This is a genomic window from uncultured Neisseria sp., assembly GCF_951230505.1.
In the GTDB taxonomy this organism is placed as follows: Bacteria; Pseudomonadota; Gammaproteobacteria; order Burkholderiales; family Neisseriaceae; genus Neisseria.
Genome location: NZ_CATNVN010000051.1, coordinates 1 through 11747, shown reverse-complemented (window position 1 = coordinate 11747; position 11747 = coordinate 1). Strand labels below are relative to the sequence as shown.

The following is an 11747-nucleotide window of genomic DNA, read 5'->3' as shown; positions in this document are numbered from 1 at the left end:
GGCCTTTGCCGGATACGATGATGTAAACGTCTTCATTGCCGGTATGTTTGTGTTGGCCGATGGAAGCGCCCGGCGGTAATGTAAGCCAGCCGATTTCCTTGAATGCGTCTTGGTCGGCGGTTTGATGGCGCGTGAAGGCAAAGCTGCCGAGCAACGGGCCTTGGCCTCCGGCTGCGTTTTCGCGGTTCCATTCTGCTAAGTCGGCTTTTTTGTACACTTGGATGCTGCGGTCGGTGGGGGTGGTTTGTTCGGCAGCTTGCGCGCTTATGGATGTGCCGAGCAGAAGGGCAACAGATAATGCGGCAAATAGTGGTTTCATGGTGGTTCTCCGTTTGTCAGGTTGAGTCAGATAATGCGGATTCCGTTTTCAGACGGCCTGCGGGGTTGAAATGTGTAACCCCGCAGGCTTCCCCCAAAGATTTATTTCACATTGCGCAAATAGTTCAACAATAAAGGAACAGGACGGCCGGTAGCGCCTTTTTCACCGCCGGATTTCCATGCAGTACCTGCGATATCAAGGTGTGCCCATGGATAGTCTTCGGTAAAGTAAGACAGGAATGTTGCGGCGGTAATCGTGCCTGCACCCGGCGTGCCGATGTTTGGAATGTCGGCAAAGTTGGATTTGAGTTGGTCTTTGTAGGTTTCAAAGAGCGGCAGTTGCCATGCTTTGTCATCCACGTTGCGGGAAGCGGCCAGCAGGCTGTCGACCAAATCTTGATTGTTGCCCATTACGCCGCTGACGTCATGACCCAGGGCGATAATGCACGCGCCGGTCAGGGTGGCGACGTCGATGACGGCTTTGGGTTTGAATTGTTCGGCGTAAGTGAGCGCGTCGCACAAAATCAGACGGCCTTCGGCATCGGTGTTCAACACTTCGATGGTCAAACCTTTCATGCTTTTCACGACGTCGCCCGGTTTGTTGGCCGCGCCGGAAGGCATGTTTTCACAAGTGGCGACGATGGCAATCAGGTTGATCGGCAGTTGCAGTTTGACGGCGGCGCAGAAGGTGCTGATGACGGTTGCCGCGCCACACATGTCGAACTTCATTTCGTCCATGTTCAGGCCGGGTTTGAGGGAAATGCCGCCGGTGTCGAAGGTAATGCCTTTGCCGACCAATACCACAGGCGCGGCTTCTTTGTCGGCTGCACCGAAATAGCTCAGTTCGACCAAATATGGATCTTCGACGCTGCCTTTGGCGACAGACCAGAACGAACCCATGTTTTCTTTGATGTAGTCTTTTTCAATGATTTTGGCGTGTGCGCCCAATTTTTCGGCTTCGGCTTTGGCGGTACGCGCGAGGAATTCAGGCGTACATTCGTTTGGTGCGGCATTGCCCAAGTCGCGGCAGAGGCTTTGTCCGTAAACTTGCGCTTCGGCAACGCGCAGGGCTTCTTTGACGGCGGCTTCGTGTGCGCTGTGGAACACGGCTTCTGCAAATTTGGCCGGTTTGGCTTCTTTTTTGTAGCGGTCGAAACGGTAGGCGGCATTGCCGAACGCAATTGCAAACGCTTCGGCAACGGCAGCGGCTTGCGCTTCTTCAAAGGCGTGAATGTCCACATTAACCGTTTCTTGATTTTGCGCCCATTTGGCGGCTTCGGTTGCGGCTTTGTTCAATGCGGCGCGGTCGGTTTTTTCGAGGCGGGCAACGGCAATGGCTTGCAAACCGTTGTCCGTCGGGATTTTGGTGTCGGCGAAATTTTGACCTTCTTCAAGGGAAGCGAAGAGGGCGAGGGCAGTCGGGTTGCTCAGTTGTGATGCTTCGGCGCAGACAAATAATTGCGCACCTGCCTGTTGAGCCTGCAAAGTTTCGGCTTTTGTGCTAAATTTCACGTTTATTCTCCTGATTGGAACGGTTGTCGGTTGTTCAGACGGCCTGTTGACCAACCGTCCGAACAGATGAAAATCATTGTACTCCATTTGTGTCATGCCGTCTGAAGCCTTATTAATAAATATAGGTTTCCCATAAACCGTATACCACGCTCAATCTTATGATTTACCAAAGAAACTTTATTAAAGAACTTTCCTTTACCGCCGTCGGCATCTTTGTCGTTCTCTTGGCGGTATTGGTGTCCACGCAGGCCATCAACCTGCTTGGCCGTGCAGCCGACGGGCGTGTCGCCATCGATGCCGTGCTGGCCTTGGTCGGCTTCTGGGTAATCGGCATGACCCCGCTTTTGCTGGTGTTGACCGCATTTATCAGTACGTTGACCGTATTGACCCGCTACTGGCGCGACAGCGAGATGTCGGTTTGGCTCTCTTGCGGATTGGCATTGAAACAATGGATACGCCCGGTCATGCAGTTTGCCGTGCCGTTTGCCATTTTGATTGCCGTCATGCAGCTTTGGGTAATGCCGTGGGCAGAGTTGCGCAGCCGTGAATATGCCGAAATTTTGAAGCAGAAGCAGGAGTTGTCTTTGGTGGAAGCCGGCGAGTTTAATAGCTTGGGCAAGCGCAACGGCAGGGTTTATTTTGTCGAAACCTTCGATACCGAATCCGGCATCATGAAAAACCTCTTCCTGCGCGAGCAGGATAAAAACGGCAACGACAACATCGTTTTTGCCAAAGAGGGCAATTTTTCGCTGACCGACAACAAACGCACGCTTGAATTACGCGACGGCTACCGTTACAGCGGTACGCCCGGCAAAGCCGATTACAACCGCGTTTCTTTCCAGCACCTCAGCCTGATTATCAGCACCACGCCCAAACTCATCGACCCTGTTTCACACCGCCGCACCATCCCGACATCCCAGCTCATCGGCAGCAGCAACCCGCAACATCAGGCGGAATTGATGTGGCGCATCTCGCTGACTGTCAGCGTTTTGTTGTTGTGCCTGCTTGCCGTGCCGCTTTCCTATTTCAATCCGCGCAGCGGCCATACCTACAATATCTTGATTGCCATCGGTTTGTTTTTGGTTTACCAAAACGGGCTGACCTTCCTGCGCAATGCCGTGGAAGACGGCAAAATCCATTTCTGGCTCGGACTGCTGCCTATGCACATCATCATGTTTGTGATTGCCGTCGTCCTGCTGCGCGTGCGCAGTATGCCTAGCCAACCCTTCTGGCAGGCGGTTGCCAAAAGTCTGACATTGAAAGGCGGAAAATGAACCTGATTTCACGTTACATCATCCGTCAAATGGCGGTTATGGCGGTTTACGCCCTCCTTGCCTTCCTCGCTTTGTACAGCTTTTTTGAAATCATCAACGAAGTCGGTGATCTTGGAAAAGGCAGCTATAACGGTGCAAAATTGGGGCAGTATGTTTTCATGCAGATGCCTGCGCGCGCATATGAACTGATGCCGCTTGCCGTTTTGATCGGCGGCCTGATTTCCCTCAGCCAACTGGCTTCCGGCAGCGAGCTGACCGTTATCAAAGCCAGCGGCATGAGCACCAAAAAGCTGCTGTTGATTCTGTCGCAGTTCGGTTTGATTTTCGCCATTGCCACCGTTGCGCTTGGCGAATGGGTTGCCCCCACGCTGAGCCAAAAAGCCGAAAACATTAAAGCCGCTGCGATCAACGGCAAAATCAGTACCGGCAATACCGGCCTTTGGCTGAAAGAAAAAAACAGCATTATCAATGTGCGCGAAATGTTGCCCGACCATACGCTTTTGGGCATCAAAATTTGGCAGCGCAACGATAAAAACGAACTGACTCAAGCGGCAGAAGCCGAATCAGCGGTTTTGAATCCAGATGGCAGCTGGCAGTTGAAAAACATCCGCCGCAGCATATTGGGCGAAGATAAAGTCAAGGTTTCTACTGCCGCAGAGGAAAACTGGCCGATTTCCGTCAAGCGTAACCTGATGGATGTATTGCTCGTCAAGCCCGACCAAATGTCTGTCGGCGAATTGACCACCTACATCGACCATCTGGAAAAAAACAACCAAAATACCCAAGTCTATGCCATCGCATGGTGGCGCAAGCTGGTGTATCCCGTAGCCGCATGGGTGATGGCGCTTGTTGCCTTCGCCTTTACGCCGCAAACCACGCGCCACGGCAATATGGGCTTGAAACTTTTCGGCGGTATCTGTCTCGGTTTGCTGTTCCACTTTGCCGGACGGCTCTTCGGCTTTACCAGCCAGTTGTACGGTGTGCCGCCGTTTTTGGCAGGCGCATTGCCGACGGTTTTGTTTGCACTGTTGGCGGTGTATCTGATACGCCGTCAGGAAAAAAGATAAGGCAAAATAAACTTCAGGCCGTCTGAAAGGCAATCTTCAGACGGCCTGAGTATTTTGTGTGCAAAAAACAAAATGCTAAAGTAAAATAATATCTTTCCAAACCAATGCGGCTATTGAAAATGTCCCAAACCATCTGCTTGAATATGATCGTCAAAAACGAAGCGGCAATCATCGAAGAAACACTGGCCAACATCACCAACCACATCAAACTTGACTACTATGTCATTAGCGACACCGGCTCGACCGATGATACCGTCGGCGTGATCCGCCGCTTTTTCGATGCAAAGGGCATCGCAGGCGAGATTCATCATGATGGTTGGCAAAATTTTGCATACAACCGCAATCAGGCGTTGAAACACGCAAAAGGCAAAACCGATTATGTGTTGATTTTTGATGCGGACGACCGCTTTGAAGGCAAATTGGAATTGCCCGAGCTGACCGCCGACCGCTACCGCCTCCGCATGCGAAATGCCATGGGCAGCGTGGTTTACTACCGTCCGCTGTTGTTGCGTAATGACGGTACATTCTATTGGCGCGGCGTGTTGCACGAATTTATCGAAACCGACAAACAAGATACCAGCGAAGCCACGCTTCATGGCGACTATACGGTTCTCAGCGGCCGTTTCGGCGCACGCAGCAATATGGCGAACAAGTACCTGCTTGACGCCGTTTCTTTGGAAAAAGCGTTTTATAGCCCCGAAGATGAAGACCTGAAACCGCGTTACGCCTTTTATGCGGCGCGTTCTTATTGGGATTCCGATATGCCCGAGCGTGCAAGCGAATGGTTTAAAAAACGCATCGAGTTGGGCGGTTGGATAGAGGAAGTGACGGTTTCTTACCAACAGCTGGGCGAGTGCTACAAATTAATGGGCAAACGCGATGAAGCCTTGGCAACTTGGTTGGCAGGCTACGATTACAACCCGCACCGCGCCGAGTGCCTCTACCTTGCGCAAACCATGCTGCGTCAGGAAGGAAAATACCGCATTTCCCATGCAATCGGCCTGATGGCGAAACGTATCCCGTTCCCGAAAGACGATATTCTTTTTGTCCAAAGCAATGTTTATCAGTTGGACATCGATTATGAATTGTCGGTTACCGCTTATGCGGCCGGCGATTTGCGTCAAGGCTATGAGTCTTGCCGACACTTGCTCTTGCTGAATGTACGCGAGGAATTGACCACGGTGACCATGCAAAATATGTGGCTCTACCGCGAACACGCGCAAACCGAAACGCGCGAAGTATTGGAGCAGCTGGTGGCCGTCATGCAGCCTTATGCCGTGCAAGGCGGACGTTTGGCAGAAGTGGCCGAATATTTCGCCGATATTTTGAAAAACCGTTAATCAGCACTTTGACCCAGCCGTCAGGCCGTCTGAAAGGAAATTTTTTGAGCAAGCGCAATCTGTTTTCCGTCGATAAATCTTTGGAAAAGCCCGAACGCGTCCTCTTGGTCGGCGTGATGCTGACGGCGGACTATTCCGGTGCAAACGAAACGCGCGAACGCGGCTTTCAGACGGCTTTGACCGAAGCGGCAGAATTGGTGGGCGCGGCCGGCGGCGATTTGGTTTCTATCGAAACTTCACGCCGCGATAAACCGCATCCGGCTTTGTTTGTCGGTACGGGCAAGGCGGAAGAGTTGGCGGCAGTGGTCAAGCAGCATGATGTCGGGCTGGTCGTGTTTAACCACGAACTCACGCCGACACAAGAGCGTAATCTGGAAAAAGAGCTTCAATGCCGTGTCCTCGACAGAGTGGGTTTGATTTTGGCAATTTTTGCCAAACGCGCCCAATCGCAGGAAGGTAAGTTGCAGGTGGAGCTGGCTCAGTTGAACCATTTGAGCGGACGGCTGGTACGCGGTTATGGACACCTGCAAAGTCAGAAGGGCGGTATCGGCTTGAAAGGGCCGGGCGAAACCCAGTTGGAAACCGACCGCCGTTTAATCGGACAAAAAATCACGGCATTGAAAAAACAGCTTGCCGATGTCCGCAAACAACGCGCCACGCGCCGCAAATCGCGCATGAGCGGCCGTCTGAAAACCTTTGCCATTGTCGGCTATACCAACGCCGGGAAATCCAGCCTGTTCAACCGCTTGACCAAAGCAGACGTATTGGCGAAAGACCAGTTGTTCGCCACTTTGGATACCACTGCGCGACGGCTTTTCCTGTCGCATGAGGCGAGCGTGATTTTGACCGATACCGTCGGCTTCGTCCGCGATTTGCCGCACAAGCTGGTATCGGCGTTTTCCGCTACTTTGGAAGAGACGGCGATGGCGGATGTGCTACTGCACGTCGTTGATGCGTCCAATCCCGATTTTGAACGGCAAATGGACGATGTCAACGAAGTCTTGGAAGAAATCGGCGCGCATGAAATTCCGCAATTGGTGGTGTACAACAAAATCGATTTGCTGCCGTCGGGTATGCGTGAAGCAGGCATTTTGCGCGACAACTCTGGGCAGGCCGTCGGCGTGAATGTTTCCGTTGCCGAAAGTTTGGGCTTGGATGGTTTGCGCGAAGCGATGATTGAATTGGCCGTACAGCCAAATACTTGATGTTTAAATGAAACAAGGCCGTCTGAATATTCAGACGGCCTTACCGTAAAATTCTAAATCTGAGGATTATGCCGACAGAGGGCTTTTCTTTTTGAACACGCTTTCGTAAAGCATCCAAGCGGCGAGGCTCAGGTATACGGTGCTGGACAAAATGCCGATAACGGCGAAGATAGGCATAAGGCGATCAATCATGGTGAGGTTTCCCAATAAGTTAGTTTTATAAGTAAATGTGTGTTTTTTGATTTCCGTCTTCGCGGAATGCCTAAAGTATGCTGCTCAAATGGATTGAGGTCAATAAAAAATGTATTAGGATTTTTAAAAAAGTTCCATTTTTACATTAAAATAATTGGAAGTTTTTAAAGATAAACGGTATTTATATGTTACCGTTCATCGTTTGATGAACGGTCAATACTTTGTTTTCCATATTTTTTACAAAGTCCGACAGCCTGTTAGTTCAAAATTGAATGAAAAGAGGCGAAAAAACGCTTTTTGCTAAAATGTAACACCCTGGGACGGTTGTTTCAGGCCGTCTGAAAAATAAATCGAACACATGATGACATCTCCCACACATCCCCAAAAAAACTGCTTCCATTGCGGACTTGAAGTCCCGGATCATCTGCATTTGACGGTTCGTTTTGAAGACGAAGAACACGAAACCTGTTGCGCCGGTTGCCAAGCGGTGGCGCAGAGTATTATTGATGCCGGTTTGGGCAATTATTACAAACAGCGTACTGCAGATGCGGAAAAATCCGAATTGCCGCCACCGGAAGTGTTGTCGCAATTAAAGCTATATGATTTGCCCGAAGTGCAGGCTGATTTTGTCGAGGTCGGCGCAGGGGATGAGCGCGAGGCGGTGTTGATGCTGGGCGGCATTACCTGCGCCGCGTGTGTGTGGCTGATTGAGCAACAGTTGTTGCGCATGAAGGGCGTGGTGCGCGTGGATTTGAATTACAGTACCCACCGCTGCCGCGTGGTGTGGGACAGCGCCCATATCGAATTGTCGGATATTTTGCTGAAAATCCGCCAAACCGGTTATACCGCCGCGCCTTATGATGCGCAAAAAATCGAAGTGCAGGCGCAGAAAGAGCGCAAGCAGTTTATCGTCAGATTGGCCGTAGCCGGCTTGGGTATGATGCAGACGATGATGTTTGCCCTGCCGACTTATTTTTACGGCGGCGACATCGAGCCGCTTTATTTGGAAATCCTGCATTGGGGCGGCTTTTTGATGGTGTTGCCCGTTGTGTTTTACAGCGCGTTGCCGTTTTACCGCGGCGCATGGCGCGACTGGAAAAACCGCCGTGTCGGCATGGATACGCCGATTGCCATTGCCATTGTGATGACCTTTATTGCGGGTATTTACAGCTTGGCCACCAACGCAGGGCAGGGCATGTATTTTGAATCCATCGCCATGCTGCTGTTTTTCCTATTGGGTGGGCGTTTTATGGAACAGATTGCCCGACGCAAAGCAGGCGATGCTGCGGAGCGGTTGGTCAAACTGGTTCCGGCATTCTGCCACCGTTTGCCGGCTTATCCGGAAAGCGAAGCCATCGAGGAAGCCGCGGTCGTCCGCCTCAATATCGGTGATACGATTGTTGTGAAACCCGGCGAAGTCATTCCGGTGGACGGTACGGTTTTATCCGGTGAGAGCGAAGTTAACGAAGCCATGTTGACCGGCGAAAGCCTGCCCATCGTGAAAAGGCCGTCTGAAAAAGTAACCGCCGGCACGCTCAACACCAGCAGCCCTTTAATCATCCGCACCGACCATACCGGCGGCAACACGCGCCTGTCCCATATCGTCAAACTGCTCGACCGCGCGCTGGCGCAAAAACCGCGTGCCGCCGAGTTGGCCGAGAAATACGCGTCCAGTTTTGTATTTGGCGAACTCTTGCTTGCGATTCCTGTTTTTATCGGCTGGGCTTGGTATGCAGATGCACACACCGCCTTATGGATTACCGTTGCCCTGCTGGTCATTACCTGTCCGTGTGCCTTGTCGCTTGCCACGCCGACCGCGCTGGCCGCTTCTACCGGTGCGCTTGCCAAAGACGGCATTCTCATCAGCGGCAAACAAAGCCTGGAAACGCTTGCCCAAATTGACGATGTCGTGTTCGATAAAACCGGTACGCTGACCAAAGGGCAGCTTTCCGTCAGCCGTATGTTGTCAGCAGGCCGTCTGAACGAAGTCCAAGCCCTTGCTATCGCCCAGGCATTGGAACAGCAATCCGAACACCCCATCGCCCGTGCCATTTTGAACCATACGCTTTCAGACGGCCCTGTATCCGCGCTTGATGTGAAAGTGCAGCAACGGGTCAACCGTATCGGACACGGCGTCAGCGCGCAAATCGAATTTGATGGCGAAATCCAAGTTTGGGCTTTGGGCAAAGCAGCGTTTGTTTCGGAAATTGCCGGTAATCTGCCTGAAGCATTTGCCCATATCGACCATACAGGCGGCATTATTTTCTTGGGCAATCAAAGCGGTTTTCAGACGGCCTTTTTGCTGGAAGACCAAATCAAAGACAGCGCCGCTGAAATGTTGCAAAACCTGAAACAACACGGCATCCGTCTGCACCTTTTAAGCGGCGACCGTCAAGCTGCCGTAGCCCAAGTCGCGCAAGAGCTGGGATTGGATGCTTATTGCGCCGAAGCCACGCCTGAAGACAAGCTGGCTTATGTGGAAAATCTGCAAAAACAAGGACGTAAAGTCATGATGATCGGCGACGGTATCAACGATGCCCCCGTCCTCGCTCAAGCCGACGTGTCGACAGCCGTGGCCACGAGTGCCGATGTGGCGCGAGACGGTGCCGATGTGGTTTTGCTCAATGATGATTTGAACGTTTTGCCCGTGATGATGGAACAGGCACGCCGTACCCATCAAATCATCCGCCAAAACCTGACTTGGGCGAGCGCATACAATCTGGTTGCCGTTCCGCTGGCCGTGTTTGGTTACGTTACCCCGTGGATCGCCGCGCTCGGCATGAGTTTCAGCTCACTGCTGGTGTTGGGCAATGCCTTGAGATTGTTGAAAACCAAAAAGGCCGTCTGAAAACGGCCAATTCATTGCTCAAACGAAAGAATACGCCATGCCTAAAGCCACTTTTTATACACACGTCGCCCAGCCGGCTGCCTTTGCCTGCCGCCTGATTGCGCGCGCCATACGCGATGGCGGGCAGATTTTGGTGTGGTCGGATTCTGTTGCGGCCATGCAGCAACTAGACGTTGATTTATGGCAGCAGATTCCCGAAAGCTTTATTCCGCATGAAGTTTGGCTGCCTACCGACCCCATGCCGTCTGAAACGCCGGTATTGCTTGCGTTTGGAAATGCATTGCCGAATATTCCGCAGGATTGCACGGTTTTAAACCTGTCTGCCGATTTCTGGAGCCAAGCTCCGGCCATTCCAAACCGTATCCTTGAAATTGTGGGCAACAGCTTAGAAGATTTGGCCGAAGCCCGAGACCGTTTCCAAGCGTATCGTCAGAGTGGATTCGAGATTGAGCATTTTTCGAGAGAAGGGAAGGATTGAGTGTTGAAGATATTCAAGGCCGTCTGAATATAAACAAAGGGACATTTTGTTGATGTCCCTTTATTTTTTAGATTGATTATCGGAAGGCTTCGCGCCATATGCCATAAAATATGAGACAACAGCAGAAAGAGTAGAAATAGCGGAAAAAGCGTTCGAAAAGGGAAGTATTGGCAAGATACCATTGAACAGACTGATGGTGGTGTTGGGGATTTTTGAGGATTAAGTTGGGGAAACGGACAATCGAAGGTACGGCAAGCAAGTCAAATAGATTGAGGAAGACTGTAACCAATAATGAAAAACCGATTGTCTCATGAAATACGTCGAATGGCTGCAATAACAGGGTGTGTGCAAATAGGGAGGTCAGGGCAGATTTGTTGGACATCCATAAATAAAACAGCCCTCCGATAGACAGGTAAAGCGCAAACCGGGCCCATATGGATAGTTTGCGTGGCAAATAAAGGATGAAGAATAAGTTGAGCAGGATAAAGAAAATAGGAAAAACTGATTTCATGGGTTTGTTTGCTTACAGTTTGGTATTTAAAGCTGCTAAAGGAAACGCATCATTGATTGTATGAAGGGCTGCCTTAGAAAAAGACAGTCTGAAAAGGCCATTCTATTTTAGGCCGTCTAAAAAAGATTTGCGTAAGGGCAAGGGTTTCAGACGGCCTTAAGTCTTTTTGAGATCAAAATCTGATGGTTCAGGGTTCGGTTTTTGAGGCCGCGTTGGTGAAATAGCGGTTGGATACCGGATTGAAGATAAGGAGCAGCAAAACAGGGTGGAGAATGGATTGAATAATGATTTGTTGAGAACTATAGCTCGCCATATCGCTATACGCCATGATTAGCGAAGCGGCCGCCAGCACAATAGCCAGCCAACGGGCAGAACGGTTGCCTGAAAGCAGACCGACGGCAATAAATACCGGTAAGGAAAGGAGGATGAAGTATAGGGGCATAGACAGCCACCAAGGCAGGAAAGGGAATGCCAAGGCTGCAACTTCTATCAGTAAATCGCCCGAATAAATCGCAAGAGCAACAGTGGTAAAGCAGACAAGGGCAGTTAGGATGAAATAGAGAGCTGCGGCGATGGTAACAGGGACTGGACGTTTCATGTAATAAAAGCCTTGGACAGAATATCGAGGATCAGGATTAAAATCTGTATCGGCCAAACCTTGTTATTGAAGGCGATGGCCGTCTAAAAGCAGGCTATTCGTCTTTCTCAAATGAAGAAAGCTTGATAATGGCAGGCTGGAAGACTGCAATCAAATAGAGCATGATAGGGAGGATGAGATACGCAAAAGGAATATCTGCGCGAAATAGTGCAATCAGAAAGGCAAGGTATAAGGTCAGCAGGGCAAGGAAAATAACGCTCTTTTTCCATGTCGCTTGGCGGATTTCTTTTGCAGTCGGCTGCTTATAGCGGACTTTTTTGTGGCAGGTCGGGCACTCTTTAATGCTTTTCAGTCCTTTGAATGCACTACCCCGAATCAGATTGGAACAATGAGGACAAGAAAAT

The 11747-nt window shown here is 50.9% G+C and carries 12 protein-coding genes; 6 read left to right on the top strand and 6 right to left on the bottom strand.

Annotated elements, in window-relative coordinates:
• Together Q1M25_RS04920 and Q1M25_RS04915 are read right to left on the bottom strand one after the other, a co-directional pair.
• On the bottom strand, window positions 1-319 hold a 319-nt coding region (locus tag Q1M25_RS04920; RefSeq protein WP_300482386.1), incomplete at its 3' end, for a cupin domain-containing protein.
• A 101-nt stretch (window positions 320-420) separates the two neighbouring features.
• The gene (locus tag Q1M25_RS04915; RefSeq protein ID WP_300482383.1) at window positions 421-1830 is read right to left on the bottom strand and encodes a leucyl aminopeptidase; all 1410 of its coding nucleotides are present in this window, start codon (window positions 1828-1830) and stop codon (window positions 421-423) included.
• Window positions 1831-1988: 158 nt separating this feature from the next.
• On the opposite strand from Q1M25_RS04915, the gene lptF reads away from it, so the two are divergent.
• From lptF to hflX, 4 genes are all read left to right on the top strand, one after another.
• Window positions 1989-3104 carry an LPS export ABC transporter permease LptF gene (lptF, locus tag Q1M25_RS04910; protein ID WP_300482380.1) on the top strand — a complete coding sequence of 372 codons (1116 nt, stop codon included), beginning with the start codon at window positions 1989-1991 and terminating at the stop codon, window positions 3102-3104.
• A complete protein-coding gene (lptG, locus tag Q1M25_RS04905; protein ID WP_300482378.1) occupies window positions 3101-4171 on the top strand; it encodes an LPS export ABC transporter permease LptG in 1071 nt (356 codons plus the stop codon). The genes lptF and lptG overlap by 4 nt, the downstream gene beginning before the upstream one ends.
• Before the next feature lie 119 nt (window positions 4172-4290).
• Window positions 4291-5511, top strand: a complete 1221-nt coding sequence (locus Q1M25_RS04900) for a glycosyltransferase (protein WP_300482375.1) — start codon at window positions 4291-4293, stop codon at window positions 5509-5511.
• A 44-nt stretch (window positions 5512-5555) separates the two neighbouring features.
• Window positions 5556-6716 carry a GTPase HflX gene (gene hflX / locus Q1M25_RS04895; protein WP_300482373.1) on the top strand — a complete coding sequence of 387 codons (1161 nt, stop codon included), beginning with the start codon at window positions 5556-5558 and terminating at the stop codon, window positions 6714-6716.
• Window positions 6717-6782: 66 nt separating this feature from the next.
• Here the strand turns inward: hflX and Q1M25_RS04890 are convergent, their stop codons facing one another.
• Entirely contained in the window at window positions 6783-6908 is a 126-nt protein-coding gene (locus Q1M25_RS04890; protein WP_003678791.1) for a hypothetical protein, read from the bottom strand.
• Window positions 6909-7269: 361 nt separating this feature from the next.
• Between Q1M25_RS04890 and Q1M25_RS04885 the strand changes: the two genes are divergently transcribed.
• Window positions 7270-9756 carry a heavy metal translocating P-type ATPase gene (locus Q1M25_RS04885; protein WP_300482389.1) on the top strand — a complete coding sequence of 829 codons (2487 nt, stop codon included), beginning with the start codon at window positions 7270-7272 and terminating at the stop codon, window positions 9754-9756.
• 37 nt (window positions 9757-9793) lie between these two features.
• Complete coding sequence (locus Q1M25_RS04880; RefSeq protein ID WP_300482370.1) at window positions 9794-10234, top strand: DNA polymerase III subunit chi; 441 nt, start codon at window positions 9794-9796, stop codon at window positions 10232-10234.
• Window positions 10235-10310: 76 nt separating this feature from the next.
• On the opposite strand, the gene Q1M25_RS04875 is transcribed toward Q1M25_RS04880, so the two are convergent.
• The 3 genes from Q1M25_RS04875 to Q1M25_RS04865 all read right to left on the bottom strand — a co-directional run.
• Window positions 10311-10745, bottom strand: a complete 435-nt coding sequence (locus Q1M25_RS04875) for a hypothetical protein (RefSeq protein WP_300482368.1) — start codon at window positions 10743-10745, stop codon at window positions 10311-10313.
• 187 nt (window positions 10746-10932) lie between these two features.
• Window positions 10933-11343 (bottom strand): hypothetical protein, encoded by a 411-nt coding sequence (locus Q1M25_RS04870; RefSeq protein WP_150537676.1) that lies wholly within the window; start codon window positions 11341-11343, stop codon window positions 10933-10935.
• Between the two features lie 94 nt (window positions 11344-11437).
• A partial coding sequence (locus tag Q1M25_RS04865) for a dimethyl sulfoxide reductase (RefSeq protein WP_300482365.1) occupies window positions 11438-11747 on the bottom strand: 310 nt, incomplete at its 5' end.

What these genes read in the sequence shown, in the direction of transcription:
- Q1M25_RS04875 (WP_300482368.1), bottom strand. Translation starts at nt 10,745, where the DNA reads ATGAAATCAGTTTTTCCTATTTTCTTTATCCTGCTCAACTTATTCTTC.
- lptF (WP_300482380.1), top strand. Translation starts at nt 1,989, where the DNA reads ATGATTTACCAAAGAAACTTTATTAAAGAACTTTCCTTTACCGCCGTC.
- Q1M25_RS04880 (WP_300482370.1), top strand. Translation starts at nt 9,794, where the DNA reads ATGCCTAAAGCCACTTTTTATACACACGTCGCCCAGCCGGCTGCCTTT.
- Q1M25_RS04900 (WP_300482375.1), top strand. Translation starts at nt 4,291, where the DNA reads ATGTCCCAAACCATCTGCTTGAATATGATCGTCAAAAACGAAGCGGCA.
- Q1M25_RS04890 (WP_003678791.1), bottom strand. Translation starts at nt 6,908, where the DNA reads ATGATTGATCGCCTTATGCCTATCTTCGCCGTTATCGGCATTTTGTCC.
- Q1M25_RS04885 (WP_300482389.1), top strand. Translation starts at nt 7,270, where the DNA reads ATGACATCTCCCACACATCCCCAAAAAAACTGCTTCCATTGCGGACTT.
- lptG (WP_300482378.1), top strand. Translation starts at nt 3,101, where the DNA reads ATGAACCTGATTTCACGTTACATCATCCGTCAAATGGCGGTTATGGCG.
- Q1M25_RS04870 (WP_150537676.1), bottom strand. Translation starts at nt 11,343, where the DNA reads ATGAAACGTCCAGTCCCTGTTACCATCGCCGCAGCTCTCTATTTCATC.